This is a genomic window from Micromonospora sp. C95 (genome assembly GCF_018070465.1).
Lineage (GTDB): Bacteria > Actinomycetota > Actinomycetes > Mycobacteriales > Micromonosporaceae > Micromonospora.
In genome coordinates this window covers 14,143-27,504 of the sequence record NZ_JAGPXT010000016.1, presented here as the reverse complement: position 1 = coordinate 27,504, position 13,362 = coordinate 14,143, and the positions used below count along the sequence as shown (strand labels likewise).

At 71.6% G+C, this 13,362-nt stretch carries 11 protein-coding genes; 4 read left to right on the top strand and 7 right to left on the bottom strand.

Annotated elements, in window-relative coordinates; translation table 11 throughout:
* Positions 1-87: 87 nt before the first annotated feature.
* From KBX00_RS18610 to KBX00_RS18600, 3 genes are all read left to right on the top strand, one after another.
* Positions 88-1,104 carry a LacI family DNA-binding transcriptional regulator gene (locus KBX00_RS18610; protein WP_210828726.1) on the top strand — a complete coding sequence of 339 codons (1,017 nt, stop codon included), beginning with the start codon at positions 88-90 and terminating at the stop codon, positions 1,102-1,104.
* A gap of 93 nt (positions 1,105-1,197) precedes the next feature.
* Positions 1,198-2,727, top strand: coding sequence for an alpha-N-arabinofuranosidase (locus KBX00_RS18605; RefSeq protein ID WP_210828725.1), 1,530 nt, complete (start codon positions 1,198-1,200; stop codon positions 2,725-2,727).
* Positions 2,728-2,759: 32 nt separating this feature from the next.
* On the top strand, positions 2,760-3,635 hold the full coding sequence (locus KBX00_RS18600) for an aminoglycoside phosphotransferase family protein (RefSeq protein WP_210828723.1): 876 nt from the start codon (positions 2,760-2,762) through the stop codon (positions 3,633-3,635).
* A 9-nt stretch (positions 3,636-3,644) separates the two neighbouring features.
* On the opposite strand, the gene KBX00_RS18595 is transcribed toward KBX00_RS18600, so the two are convergent.
* A complete protein-coding gene (locus KBX00_RS18595; protein WP_210828721.1) occupies positions 3,645-5,351 on the bottom strand; it encodes an NAD-binding protein in 1,707 nt (568 codons plus the stop codon).
* A gap of 182 nt (positions 5,352-5,533) precedes the next feature.
* Between KBX00_RS18595 and KBX00_RS18590 the strand changes: the two genes are divergently transcribed.
* The gene (locus KBX00_RS18590) at positions 5,534-6,571 is read left to right on the top strand and encodes a phosphotransferase family protein (RefSeq protein WP_210828712.1); all 1,038 of its coding nucleotides are present in this window, start codon (positions 5,534-5,536) and stop codon (positions 6,569-6,571) included.
* 95 nt (positions 6,572-6,666) lie between these two features.
* Here the strand turns inward: KBX00_RS18590 and KBX00_RS18585 are convergent, their stop codons facing one another.
* From KBX00_RS18585 to KBX00_RS18560, 6 genes are all read right to left on the bottom strand, one after another.
* Positions 6,667-6,822 carry a hypothetical protein gene (locus KBX00_RS18585; protein WP_210828710.1) on the bottom strand — a complete coding sequence of 52 codons (156 nt, stop codon included), beginning with the start codon at positions 6,820-6,822 and terminating at the stop codon, positions 6,667-6,669.
* An 84-nt stretch (positions 6,823-6,906) separates the two neighbouring features.
* On the bottom strand, positions 6,907-8,709 hold the full coding sequence (locus KBX00_RS18580) for an IucA/IucC family siderophore biosynthesis protein (RefSeq protein WP_210828707.1): 1,803 nt from the start codon (positions 8,707-8,709) through the stop codon (positions 6,907-6,909).
* Positions 8,696-9,307, bottom strand: a complete 612-nt coding sequence (locus KBX00_RS18575) for a GNAT family N-acetyltransferase (RefSeq protein WP_210828704.1) — start codon at positions 9,305-9,307, stop codon at positions 8,696-8,698. The genes KBX00_RS18580 and KBX00_RS18575 overlap by 14 nt, the downstream gene beginning before the upstream one ends.
* Entirely contained in the window at positions 9,304-10,584 is a 1,281-nt protein-coding gene (locus tag KBX00_RS18570; protein ID WP_210828703.1) for a lysine N(6)-hydroxylase/L-ornithine N(5)-oxygenase family protein, read from the bottom strand. The genes KBX00_RS18575 and KBX00_RS18570 overlap by 4 nt, the downstream gene beginning before the upstream one ends.
* A gap of 35 nt (positions 10,585-10,619) precedes the next feature.
* Positions 10,620-12,170 carry an aspartate aminotransferase family protein gene (locus KBX00_RS18565; RefSeq protein ID WP_210828698.1) on the bottom strand — a complete coding sequence of 517 codons (1,551 nt, stop codon included), beginning with the start codon at positions 12,168-12,170 and terminating at the stop codon, positions 10,620-10,622.
* A 145-nt stretch (positions 12,171-12,315) separates the two neighbouring features.
* Positions 12,316-13,344: an ABC transporter substrate-binding protein gene (locus KBX00_RS18560; protein WP_210828697.1), complete on the bottom strand. Its 1,029-nt coding sequence runs from the start codon at positions 13,342-13,344 to the stop codon at positions 12,316-12,318.
* Between the last annotated feature and the right edge of the window lie 18 nt (positions 13,345-13,362).

The window sequence follows — 13,362 nt, the reverse complement described above, 5'->3', positions numbered from 1 at the left end:
ACCACGCCCCGGAAAAGGCCCCCGCCCTGCGGTACGGTGTCGCTGGTCGCCGCGACAGCGGCCGGCGCGACGCGTGAGGGGGCGGGTGTGGCGACGCTGTCCGATGTGGCCCGACGGGCCGGTGTCTCACCCGCCACCGCCTCCCGCGTGATAAACGGCAGCAGCAAACCGGTCACTGAGGAACTGCGCGAGCGGGTGCTGCGGGCCGTCACCGAGTTGCAGTACGTGCCCAACGCGCACGCCCAACTGCTGGCCCGGTCGCATCGCGGTGCCGTCGGCGTGATCGTGCACGACGTCTCCGACCCGTACTTCTCGGAGATCACCCGGGGCCTGCAACGGGTCGCCACCGACCAGGGCCGGCTGCTGATGATCTGCAACAGCTACCGCGACCCGGAGCGGGAACTGGAGTACGTCGAACTGCTGCGGGGGCAGCAGGTCGCCGCCATCATCCTGGCCGGCTCCGGATACCACGACGCCGACTTCACCCGGCTGCTCAACGGCAAGCTCGCCGCGTACGAGGCCACCGGCGGGCGGGTCGCGGTGATCGGCCGCCACGAACACTCCGGTGACGCGGTGATGCCGGACAACCGGGGCGGCGGCGAGTTGCTCGGGCAGGAGCTGTGCCGCCTCGGCCACGAACGCATCGGCGTGGTGGCCGGTCCCCGGGTGTTGACCACCATCACCGACCGGCTCGCCGGGCTGCGCGCGGCGCTCGCCGACCACGGCCGGGAGCTGCCCGAGCACCGCATCCGGTACGCCGACTTCGACCGCGACGGCGGCGCCGAGGCCACCGCCGCGCTGCTCGACGCCGAGCCCGACCTGACCGCGATCGCGGCGCTCAACGACTCGATGGCCATCGGCGCGCTGGCGCTGCTGCGCGCCCGCGCGGTGCCGGTGCCGCGGCAGGTGAGCGTGTTCGGCTTCGACGACATGCCGATCGCCGCGGACGTCACCCCGGCGCTGACCACGGTCCGACTGCCACTTGTCGAGATGGGCGCCCGCGCGATGGCCCTGGCGCTGGACCCGGGAGCCGCCGGTCCCCGGGTCGAGTCGCTGTCGGCCGAACTGGTCCGCCGGGACAGCGCCGGCGCCGCCCCGAGGTGACGCCCGGCATCGTCGGGTGCCGGAGCCGGGCGGCTGGGGCTCGTCTGACGTCGCCGAAAACGTTATCGTTGGTGATCATTGGTAAGGAGTCCCATGCCCCGCGCGCACCTCACCATCAACCCGGCGTTCACCATCGGGCCGGTCCGTCGCCGGCTCTTCGGCGGCTTCGTCGAGCACCTCGGCCGCCACATCTACGACGGCATCCACGAGCCCGGGCATCCGAGCGCCGGACCGGACGGGTTCCGGCGTGACGTCGTCGAGCTGGTCAAGGAGCTCGGCGTCAGCACCGTCCGGTACCCGGGCGGCAACTTCGTCTCCGGTTACAACTGGGAGGACGGCGTCGGGCCGGTGGCCGAACGGCCGCGCCGGCTCGACCTCGCCTGGCACTCCACCGAGACCAACCAGGTCGGCCTGCACGAGTTCCAACACTGGCTCGACCTGGTGGGCAGCGAGCTGATGCTGGCGGTGAACCTCGGCACCCGGGGCCCGAAGGAGGCCGTCGAGCTGCTGGAGTACGCCAACCTGCCGGCCGGCACCGCCCGCGCCGCGCAACGGGCCGCCAACGGTCGGGAGAAGCCGTTCGGCATCGCCATGTGGTGCCTCGGCAACGAGATGGACGGGCCCTGGCAGCTCGGCCACCGCGACGCCACCGACTACGGCAAGCTCGCGTCGATGACGGCCAAGGCGATGCGCCAGGTCGACCAGAACCTGGAGCTGGTCGCCTGCGGATCGTCCGGCCGAGGCATGCCGACCTTCGGTGAGTGGGAACGCGTCGTGCTGACCCACGCCTACGACGACGTCGACTACATCTCCTGCCACGCGTACTACCAGGAACACGACGATGATCTGGCGAGCTTCCTCGCCTCCGGCGTCGACATGGACACCTACATCGAGTCGGTGGTCGCGACCGTCGACCACGTACGCACGGTCAAGCGGTCGACCAAGCGGGTCGACCTCGCGTTCGACGAGTGGAACATCTGGTACATGAGCCGGTGGCAGGAGAAGGCGCGCACCTTCACCATCGACGAGTGGCCAGTCGCACCTCGCCTGCTGGAGGACCGGTACACCGTCGCGGACGCCGTGGTCCTCGGCGGCCTGTTGATCTCCCTGCTCAATCACGCCGACCGGGTCACCTCGGCGAACCTCGCGCAGCTCGTCAACGTGATCGCACCGATCATGACCGAGCCCGGCGGTCCGGCCTGGCGGCAGACCACGTTCTTCCCGTTCTCGGTGACCTCGCGCGCCGCCCGGGGCGACGCGCTGCGGGTCCTCGCCGACGCCGACGAGACGACCACCGCGACCTTCGGCTCGGTGCCGGTGGTGGCCGCCGCCGCGACCAGCGACGGCACCGGGCTGTCGGTGTTCCTGCAGAACCGGCACCTCACCGAGGCGACGACGGTGACGATCGACCTGCGCGCGTTCCAGCCGACCGGCGCGGTCTCGGCCCAGGGAATCTGGGACACCGAGGTGCGCGCCGCCAACGACCTGCGCGACCCGCACCGGGTCGGACTGCGCAGCAACGACACCGCGCGGCTCGCCGACGGCCTGCTCACCGTCGAACTGCCGCCCGTGTCGTGGACCGCGCTGACCGTCCCGCAGGCAACCGGGTCCGGCGGGTCCTGACCGTACCCACGGTCGGCTCGTATCCTCTCGCTGTGACCTCGACGCTCGGGAGCCTCACCCGCCAGCAGCAGGCGCTGCTGGCGCGGTGGCTTCCCGGGGCGAGCGTCGAGGCCGAGCACAGCTGGGGGTTGGTGGCCACCACCGTCCTGGAGGTGACCTGCGCGGGTGCGCGATTCATCGTCAAGGCCGGCGACGACGACCACGGCATCGGCCGCGAACTCGACGCCCATGCCAACTGGTTGCAGCCCTGGACCGATCGGGGTCGCGCACCGGCCCTGGTGCACGGCGACGCGGACGCGAAGCTGCTCGTCACCCGCTACCTGCCCGGTCAGCTGGTGCTCGGCAGTGCACACGCCCACGATCCCCGCGTCTACCGGCAGGCCGGCGAGTTGCTGGCGCTGCTGCACGCCCAGCTCGTCGTTCCCGACGACGAACACGAGCGACGCGAGAACGAGAAGTCGCTGGCCTGGCTGTGCCGTCCACACCGGATCGCCGCGCACACCGTGCGGCGGCTCCGGGCCGAAATCACGGCCTGGCCGACCCCGTCGGCGTCTCTGGTACCCACCCATGGCGACTGGCAGCCCCGGAACTGGCTGGTCCACGACGGCGTGCTCGGTGTGATCGATTTCGGTCGCGCTGCGCTGCGTCCCGCGTACACGGACCTCGGTCGGCTGGCCGCCCAGGACTTCCGGCGCGATCCGAGGCTCGAGGCAGCCTTCCTCGACGGGTACGGCCCCGATCCCCGCGAGCCGCACGCGTGGCACCGGACCCGGGTCCGTGACGCGATCGGCACCGCGGCGTGGGCGTACCGGGTGGGCGACGAGGCGTTCGAGGCCCAGGGCCACCGCATGATCGCCGAGGCGCTGCGGGATGTCCGGGGCGACCGCCCGCCGGGAGTCGGACCATGATCGCTGGCGTCACTCGTGCGGCACGATGTGCCGGAGCGCGTCTGGTCGGGCCGCCGCCTCCGCCATCAACCGGGCCAGCCCGGCCCGGGTGGCCACCACCGTGAGCTTCTCTCCGGGACGCAACCGCCGTCCGTCCGCGACGGTCGCCGGCAGCTGACTGCCGACGAGGTTCGTCAACCGCAGTAGCCATGCCTCGCCCGGCCGGCGCAGGTCACCGACGGTCATCCGGGTCAGCAACGAGCGCTCCCCGACCGTCGTCTCGGCGACCAGCAGCACCCGCCGGGCGACGGGAATCGCCTCCAGTTCGTGGCCGAGCATCCGCGCCACGAACGACGGCACCGCGAGGTTGCTGACGCTGCGGGAGATGGTGAGGTCGAAGGCGCGCTGCACCTGGTCGGCGAAGTCGCCGTCGAACAGCCGCAGCACCACCCGCAGGTCGGCCCGGACGGCCCGACCGACCAGTGCGGTCTCCAAATTCGTCACGTCGTCCGAGGTGAGTACGACAAGCGCGCGACTGGTCGCCAGCGACGCGGCGAGCAGCGTCTCTCGACGACTCGCGTCCCCGACGATCAGCGGAATTTGTAGCTCCCGCACAGCCGACACGCCGCGCGCGTCCGCCGAGCGGTCGATGGCGATCACGTCGACCCCGAGGGCGTGCAGGCCTTCGACCACGTGGCTGCCGACCCCGCCCAGCCCGACCACTATGACGTGTCCGCTGGCCCGCCTCGGCAGGGAACCGTCCGCCACCTCCAGTCGTACCTTGATCACCGCGTCCACCACCGCGCCGGTGAGCAGCGGGATCAGGGCGATGCTGGCGATGGTGAGAACAACGAGGGTGGCCTTCTCCACCCCGGTGGCGGTCGGCTCGACGTCCGCACCACCCAGAGTGGCGAGGACCGCCTCGACGAACGCCTGCGACCAGGACGTTGCCGGCCGGCTCAGGGCGAGCACGGCCGCGGCGACGAGCAGCAGTCCGAGGAAGACGCCGAGGACGAGGCGGATCCGGCGCCAGACCCGACCCGCGATCGTTCCGAGCGGGTAGCCGTGGGTCATCGGACGGCGGCGGGACGTCTCCGGCCGCCAGGGTGCCACGGCGGCGAGCACCAGGTCGGCGTCGTGCTGCCGGGCCGGCAGCACCTCGACCTCGTCGCCGTTCCGAGTGACCGCCAGGCCACAGACCACCTCGTGCTCGCGCACCTCGTCGCGTCCGGCGACGAACATCGTGCCGTCACGTAGACCGTGCCGAGGAGTGGCCTGGCCGACTGCGGCGGAGACGAAGGCCGGCGCGGCCAGCGCCCCGTCAGAGAGGACGGTGCAGTAGGGCAGCTGGTCGAGTCCTCGACTCAGTCCGGTGTTGAACATCCGCACCACGATCCGCAGCGTCGGGTGCAGGTCGTGGGCCTGGAGCGCGGCCTCAATGTTCGCCACGTCGTTCCGGTCGACCAAGGCCAGCGCGTCGGCCGTGCCCAGCCCGGCCGTCTGGTAGGCGTCGGCATCCGGCCGCTCCGCCACGACGAACCGGACGCCGGGCAGCCGGGCGATGCGTCGACCGTACCGGGATGTCCGAGATCGCAGGATCACCGTGACCTGGCCCGCGTGCCGGTTGGTCAGCTCGTCGGCGAGCCGGTACGCCAGGCTGTCGTCGCCGCAGATGACGAAGCGACGGGGCTCCTCCGGCTCCGGCTGGACCGGTGGCCCGGCCTCCGCGACCTCCACGCCGCTGAGCGTATAGAGCCCTCGCCAGGGCCGGCAGGGCACCGATCGTCGCACCGGTGGGACAGGTGTGACCGGATGCGTCGACTCCTGAACGCGGCCCCGCTCGCGCTGGCCCTGACAACCGGATCGCTGCCGGCGGACGTCGGACGGACAGCAGGCGGGCCACAGCCTACGCTGGCCGGGTGGCGCCGGTCAGTCCAACGCAACGGGTCCTCTCCCCCGACGACGTGGTCGACTTCGTACGGTCGTCCTTCGGTCCGGGCCGGCGGGTGGCCGACTGCGGGCCGCTGTCCGGTGGGGGCTTCGCCGCGGTGTGGTGGGTCCGCCTCGACGGCGACCGGCCGGGAGCGGGCCGTACGGCACCAGCTCACCGGGACGTGGTGCTGAAGGTCGCCCCGCCGCCCACCGCGCGGCTGCTGCGCTACGAGTCCGACCTGCTCGCCGCCGAGGCCCGCTACTTCCGGCTGGTCGCCGAGCGTGCGCCGCAGGTGCCGGTGCCGGCGGTGTTGCACCACGGCCGGGACCGGCGGCTCGGCGAATGGCTGGTAACCGGCCGGCTGCCCGGCCGGGCGCTGCCCGACCTGAACGGTGGCGACGGGCCGGTCCGCGCCGACCTGGGCGCGGCGGCTGCCGCCCTGCACCGGATCACCGGCGCGCGGTTCGGCTACGACGCCGGCCGCACCGGCGGACCGACCTGGTCGGCCGCGTTCGCGGCGATCATCGACGACCTGCTTGCCGACGCGGCCGACTGGCAGGTGCCGCTACCGGTGCCACCGCAGCGGTTCCGCGCACTTGTGGCCCGGCACGGCGAACTGCTCGACACGGTACGCCGGCCGGCGCTGCTGCACTTCGACTGCTGGGACGGCAACGTGCTCGCCGACCGGGACGCCGACGGCGCGTACCGGATGTGTGGGCTGGTGGACGGCGAGCGGTTCCTCTACGGTGACCCGCTGCTCGACCTGGTCTCCCCGCTGCTGTTCCGGCGTGCCGAGGACGAACCGACACATCCGTTCCTGCGCGGGTACGCCGAGGCCACAGGCGTGCCGCTGGTGTTCGACGACGGGGTCCGCCGCCGGCTCGCGCTGTACCGGATGCACCTGCACCTGCTGATGACCGTGGAGATGCCGAGCCGGGGCATCACCCCCGACAACGACCCCGGCCGGCACACACTGCTGGCCGAGCTGCTCGACCGCGACCTGGTCGAGCTGACCGCCCAGTGAGCACCGAGCCAACCAGTCGCAGGGCGCGGCGAAAGGTCGGCCAGGTGGGGCGGCCCGGATATTGCAGGATCATCGAGTCAGAGGGCGCTGCCCGTTCAGGGCCGGCGACCGCTGCCCTTTCCCCTTGCGATAAGCCGCCGGAGCTTCTCCTGGTTACCAGGTTTCGCCAACTCGCGCCGTCCCCGGTCAACAACCTGGCGGCCCTTGGGGCTGTTGAGGAACGACATGATCCGCTGCACAATGGATGCCATTTCCACAGCCTAGCTCGCTCTTGACGTCGCTCGACGCGGTCGTGATGCGGTGCCTCGTTCGCGGCCACCGGGGTTCGCCGAGCGTCAGGACGGTGCGAACCGGGCGAGTGGGTTGGTGAGCGCCCCGACCAGTTGCAGGGCCGCCGACGGGTCGGCCAGGTCGACCATCTGCTGATTGTCGCGCAGTTGCAGTCGGTTGAGGCAGGACAGCGCGAACTCCGGGGCGAACAGGTCGTAGCGGGCCAGCCGGTCGGCCAGGTGCGGTACCCGGCCGGCGTACTCGGTGGCGCAGTCGGCCACCGTACGCCAGAACTCCTCCTCGCCGAGGACGCCCTGGTCGGCGAGGGTCGCGCCGAGGAAGCGGAAGAAGCAGTCGAAGACGTCCGTGAAGATCGACAGCAGCTTCATGTCCTCCGGGATGTCGGCCCGGATCCGCTCGACCGCCGGCGGCAGCGGCGCCTCGGCGCTCATCACCACGATCTCCTCGGCGATGTCCTTGAAGATCGCCCGCTCCACGACCCCGTCGCGCAGCACCAGGATGACGTTCTCGCCGTGCGGCATGAACGCCAGGTCGTAGGCGTAGAAGGCGTGCAGCAGCGGGGTCAGGTAGGCGGTCAGGTAGCGGCGCAGCCACTGCGCCGGTGCCAGGCCGGAGGCGGCGATCAGCTCGGCGGCGAACGACCGCCCGTCGGTGTCGACGTGCAGCAGCGACGCCATGGTGGCCAGTCGCTGACCGTCGGCCAGGTCGGGCACCGGGCTCTCCCGCCACAACGCGGCGAGCATCTTGCGGTACGGGGAGTAGCGGTCGGTGGCGGCCTCGTACTGCCGGTGCCGGTAGCCGACGGCGGCCCGCTCCCGGATGATCGTCAGCCCGGTGGTCCGGAACACCTCATCGTCGTCGATCAGGTCGGCCAACCAGTCGTTGATGGCCGGGGTGGCCTCCATGTACGCGGCCGACAGGCCCCGCATGAAGCCCATGTTCAGCACGGACAGCGCGGTCTTGACGTAGTGCCGCTCGGGGTGACTGACGTTGAAGAAGGTGCGGATGGACTGCTGGGCGAGGTACTCGTCGGGGCCCTCACCGAGGCAGACCAACCGGCGACCCGCCACCTCGCCGGCGAAGGTGACCGACAGCTTGTTCCACCACTGCCACGGGTGCACCGGGATGAGGTGGTAGTCGGCGAGGTCCAGGCCCAGCTCGGTCATGGCCCCGGCGAACCGGGCGAGGGTCGCCTCGCCCAGCTCGGCGCGCAGCAGCGTCTCCCGGTCCAGGTCCGCCGAGCTGGTGAAGGTGGCATGGTCACGGTGGGCGGCGAGCCAGATCAGCCGTACCGGGTGGGCCGCCTCGGGGGCGTACCGGTGGTACTCGTCGACGCCGAAGCCGAGCCGCCCGTTGTTGGCCACGAAGCAGGGATGGCCCTCGGTCATCGAGGTCTCGATGGTCTGAAAGTCGGCCGCCACCAGCTTCGCCGCGCCGGGCAGCGCCCGGTCCAGCTTGTACGCCAGGCCGGCGAGAGTGGACGTGATCTCCTCAAGGTAGACCGGCAGGATCCGGTCGGTGAGGCCGAGCGCGTCACGCAGGTCGAGGCAGAGGTCGACCGCGTCCAGCGGCAGCGACTCGCCGTCCCGGTGCCGGGTGATGCTCTCCGGGTCGATGTCCCAGTGCTCCAGGGTCATCACCCGGGCCGCGAACCGGTACCGGACCGCGCCGGAGGCGGCGCTGACGGCGTACCAGTGGCGGCCGGTGGAGTCGGCGGCGGGGCCGTCCGGTTCGGGGGTGAGCAGCCGCTCGTGGGTGAATTCGGCGAGCGCCTTGCGGACCAGCAGGCGGTTGGCTCGCTCCCAGGTCTCCGGGCGCAGGTGGGCTACCGGGTCAGGCGTGGTCACGGTGATGCTCCTTCGTTTCGGCGCCGGCCGCGCTGGTCACGCCGGTGGCGGCGCGGAATCGTTGCCGGGTGCAGATGCTCAGCAGGGCCGTCTTCTCCGGCTTGGTGACCGGTCCGACCACCTCGAAGCCGACCGCCGCGTTGAGCGCCTGCACGGCGGTGTTGCGCACGTCCGGCTCGACCACCACCCGCTCGGTGGCGGGGTCGGCGAAGATCCAGGCCAGCACGGTGGTGATGACGGCCCGGCTGAACCCGGAAACCGGGGTGTCGGTGGGTGCGCAGAGGAAGTGCATCCCGACGTCGCCGGGCCGCGCGTCGTGCAGGCCGACCAGCTCGACGTGGGCCGGGTCGTACCGTTCGGCGAGGAAGGCCGGCTCGCCACGCCACAGGCCGAGGTACGCCTCGTGGTGCGGGTGCTCGGCGATGCGCTGGTATTCGGCGGCCACGGCGTCGACGTCGGCGTCCCGCATCAGCCAGAACGCCGCCTTGGGATGGGTCACCCACCGGTGCAGCAGCGGCGCGTCGGCGGCCACGTCGATCGTACGCAGGGCGAACTCGCCGAGTCGCCGATCGTGGCGGACGTGCACGAGCTGGGTCACCCGGGCACCCCGAAGTCCTGGAAGGTGATCGACTTCTCGATGGGGTACGGCTCGCGGCCGAGCAGTTCCCGGATGATCCAGCTGTTGCGGTACGGACCCATGCCGAGGTCGGGCGAGGTGATGCTGTGCGTGTGGGTGCCGCCGTTCTGCAGGAACACGCCGCGCCCGGTGGTGTCCACGCTGTAGTTGCGGGCGACGTCGAGCCGCCCGTGGTCGTCGAAGCGCAACCGGTGCCGGATCGGCTCCAGGAACCCGGGCACCTCGTACCGGTAGCCGGTGGCCAGCACCAGCCCCTCGGTGTCCAGGGTGAAGTCCCGCTGCTGCTCGACGTGGCGCAGCCGAAGGGTGTGCACTCCGGTGCTCCGGTCGTGCGTCACCTCGGTCAGCTCGGTGTTGGTGAGCAGCCGGGTGTTCACCGGGCCGTCGACGCTGGAGGCGTAGAGCAGGTCGTAGATGTCGTCGATCAGGTCGGCGGAGATGCCCTTGAACAGCCCCTTCTGCTCGGCCTCCAGCCGGTACCGGGTGGGCTCCGGCAGCGCGTGGAAGTAGTCCACGTAGTCCGGTGAGGTCATCTCCAGGGTGAGCTTGGTGTACTCCAGCGGGAAGAAGCGCGGCGAGCGGGTCACCCAGTTCAGCTGGTATCCGTGGGTGCCGATGTCGCCGAGCAGGTCGTGGTAGATCTCGGCGGCGCTCTGCCCACTACCGACGATGGTGATGCTCCGCTTGGCCCGCAACGTGTCCCGGTGCGCGAGGTACCGGGAGTTGTGCACCGCGTCGGACGTCAGGCCGGCGCAGGCGTCCGGCAGGTGCGGCGGGGTGCCGGTGCCGAGCACCAGGTGCCGGGCCCGGTGGGTGACGGCGGCACCGTCGACGGTGGCGGTCACCACGTAGCGGTCGTCGGCCGGGTCGTACTCGACGGCGGTGACCTGGTGACCGAAGCGCAGGTTGGGCAGCTTGGCGGCGGCCCAGCGGCAGTAGGCGTCGTACTCCACCCGCAGCGGGAAGAAGTTCTCCCGGATGTAGAAGGGGTAGAGCCGGCCGATCTCCTTGAGGTAGCTCAGGAAGGAGAACGGCGAGGTGGGGTCGGCGAGGGTGACCAGGTCGGCCAGGAACGGCGTCTGCAACCGGGACGACTCCAGCAGCATGCCGGGGTGCCAGGAGACGTCGTCGCGGGCCTCCAGGAACAGCCCGTCGAGTTCGGCGATGGGTGCGGTCAGGCAGGCCAGGCCGAGGTTGTACGGCCCGAGGCCGATCCCGATGAAGTCGTGGCTTTGCATCCGGCCCTCCAGGCTCGGGTTGGCAGCCGGCATGGTCAGCCGACCGGGCAGGTCAGGTCGGCGGTGGCCGCAGCGGCGTGTTCGTGCACGTAACGGCCGGCATGCTCCGCGATCAGGTCCAGCACGTAGGCGACGTCCTCGGTGGTGGTGGCCGGGTTCAGCACGGTGAACTTGAGGTACTGACGGCCGTCGACCTTGGTGCCGGCGACCACGGCGAGACCGGAGGCGGCCAACGCCTCGCGGGCCCGCAGGTTGGCCGCGTCGGCCAGGTCCCGGCCGGGTCCGGTGGGTCGCCAGCGGAACACCACGGTGCTCAGCTGCGACCGGGTCAGCACCTCGAAGCGCGGGTCGGCGGCGACCAACTCCCACGCCTGCGCGGCCCGGTCGCAGACCTCGTCGAAGAGTTCACCGACCGCGTCGGGCCCCATCACCCGCAGGGTCAACCAGAGCTTGAGCGCGTCGAACCGGCGGGTGGTCTGCAGGCTCTTGTCGACCTGGTTGGGGATGCGCTGGGCGACCGTCCGGGCCGGGTTGAGGTAGTCGGCGTGCCAGGTGGCGTGCCGCAGGGTCCGCCGGTCGCGGACCACCAGCGCGCTGGAGCTGACCGGCTGGAAGAAGGACTTGTGGTAGTCGACCGTGACCGAGTCGGCGCGTTCGATGCCGTCGAGCAGGTGCCGGCGGGTGGGCGAGACCAGCAGCCCGCAACCGTACGCGGCGTCGACGTGCAGCCACACACCGGCCGTGGCGCACACCTCGGCGATGTCGTCGAGCGGGTCGATGGTGCCGAAGTCGGTGGTGCCGGCGGTGGCCACCACCGCCATGACGGTCAGTCCGGCGCGCCGGCAGCGGGCGATCTCGTGGCGGACCGCGCCCGGACGCATCCGCCGGTCGGGGCCGGTCTCCACCACCACGACCGCATCCGGTGCCAGGCCGAGCAGCTTGGCCGCCTTCTGCACGCTGAAGTGACCGGCCGCCGAGGCGATGATCCGCAGCTGAGGCAGCAGGATCCGCCGGTCGGCGGGGGTCGCGGCGGCCAGCGCCTCCTCCCGGGCCAGCAGCAGGGCGTGCAGGTTCGACTGGGTGCCGCCGCTGGTGAACACCCCGTCGGCGGCCGGGCCGAGACCGATCCGGTCAGCGGTCCACTCGACGAGCCGGCGCTCGATCAGGGTGCCGCCGGCGCTCTGGTCCCAGGTGTCCATCGAGGAGTTGACCGCGCTGAGGACCGCCTCGCCGAGCAGGGCCGGAATCACCACCGGGCAGTTGAGGTGCGCCAGGTAGCGGGGGTGGTGGAACCAGACCGCGTCGCGCAGGTAGACGTCCTCCAGTTCGTCGAGGGCGGCGGTGGTGTCGCCCAGCGGCCGGTCCAGGTCGATCGCCTCCACCTGGGGGGCGAGTTCGTCCGGGCGTACGCCGGTGAAGGGTCCGGTGACCTCGGCGATCCGGCGGGCCACCCGGTCGGTGCCGGCGGCCACCGCCCGGCGGTACCGCTCGACCGTGTCGTCGCTGAGCAGGTGGGCCCGGGCGGGTGTGGGGCCGGGCCGCAGGGGGGTCGGCGTTGCCTCGGCGGTGTGCACCGGCAGGGTCATGGACGTGTCCTCCACGCTCGGGCGGTTCGGTTTTCGGGCAGCCGGAACCCGCCGCACGGCAGGTGGGCGGCGGGCGGATCGGGTCTGGGAGGGCGGCGGTGGGCCGGCCGGTCCGATGCTGGATCGGCCGGCCCGCCCGCCGGTGTCAGGTCAGCTTCTTGGCGCCCTGGATCGCCTTGGCGAGGTTCTCCAGCAGCGGCGCCGCGCCGGCGTACGAGAAGCGTGGCACCGCGTCCCACGGGGTGACCTGCCCGGCCTGCACGGCGGGCAGTTGCTTCCAGGTGGGCTTGGCGGCCAGGTCGGTGGGTTGCAGGGCGGTGCCGCGGTTGTCGAGCAGGATCAGGTCGGCGGGGAACTTTCCGGCGTTCTCCCAGCTGAGCGCCTCGAAGTAGTCACCGGACTCCAGCTTGGTCGGCACCACGATGTCGACGCCGAGTTCGGCGAAGTACATCAGGTCGGTGCTGACCTTGGGGTTGGAGACGTAGAACAGGTCGGGGCTGCCCGAGGCGGCCATCACCTTGATGCCCGGATTGGCCGCGACGGCCTGGCGTACCGCCTCGGCGGCGGCCTCGAACCGCGCCTTGGCGTCGGTGACCTTCGACGCCGACAGGTCGGCGCCGAGGGACTCGGCGAGCTGGGCGTACCGCTCGATCGGCTTGGTCATCGGCACCCGGGCGGTGGTGATGGTCACCACCGGCGCCAGCGGCAGGATCTTGTCCTTGCTCTCGTCCGGGACGTACCAGTAGGCGCCCGGGTCGTACATGTGGGTGACCAGCAGCTCCGGGCGCAGGGCGGCGTACTTCTCGACGCTGAACTCGCCCCAGACGTTGCCGAGGATCTCGACGCTCTCCACGTCCAGGTCGCCGGCCTGCGGCTCGATGCTGCCGTCGGCCTTCTTCGTCTCGCCGAAGACCCCGACAATCTCGCGGCCGAGTCCGAAGTCGACTAGCGCCGCAGCGGAGCCGGTGAAGGCGACCACCCGTTGGGGCCGAGCGTCGGCGGTGACCGTCTCGGGGCGGTCGTCGATGAAGGACCAGGGGCCGGAGGCGTCGTCGGTGCTGTTTCCGGCGCCGTCGTCACGGCCGCAGCCGACGAGTGCGGCGGCCATGGCGGCACCGCCGACGGCGAGCAGCCCCCGGCGGGAGAGGCGACGGGCGGAGTGGTGCTCAGACATGCGTGTCGTCTTTCGATC